The following is a 427-nucleotide window of genomic DNA, read 5'->3' as shown; positions in this document are numbered from 1 at the left end:
ATTATGTTACAAGGACAAAAAGATGAAACTTCAGGTATTACCGTTAAGTCAGGAAGCCTTTAGTGCTTATGGCGACGTAATCGAAACGCAGCAACGGGATTTTTTCCTTATTAACAATGGCCTGGTGGAGCGTTACCACGATTTGGCGCTGGTTGAGATTCTTGAGCAAGACTGTACGCTTATCAGCATTAACCGCGCGCAACCGGCGAATCTGCCGCTGACCATTCACGAACTCGAACGTCATCCGCTGGGTACTCAGGCCTTTATCCCGATGAAAGGTGAGGTGTTTGTGGTGGTCGTGGCGTTAGGTGACGACAAACCAGACCTGTCAACGCTGCGGGCGTTTATCACCAACGGCGAACAGGGAGTGAATTACCATCGTAACGTCTGGCATCACCCACTTTTCGCCTGGCAGCGCGTCACCGAT

At 50.6% G+C, this 427-nt stretch carries 1 protein-coding gene; it reads left to right on the top strand.

Translation table 11 applies throughout. The features are described 5' to 3' along the window. Window positions 1-22: 22 nt before the first annotated feature. A partial coding sequence (allA, locus tag EVJ33_RS15775) for an ureidoglycolate lyase (protein WP_131438373.1) occupies window positions 23-427 on the top strand: 405 nt, incomplete at its 3' end.

Origin of the sequence: Exiguobacterium sp. SL-10, assembly GCF_004337025.1 — a bacterium.
In the GTDB taxonomy this organism is placed as follows: Bacteria; Bacillota; Bacilli; order Exiguobacteriales; family Exiguobacteriaceae; genus Exiguobacterium.
This window is presented reverse-complemented; position numbering and strand designations above follow the sequence as displayed.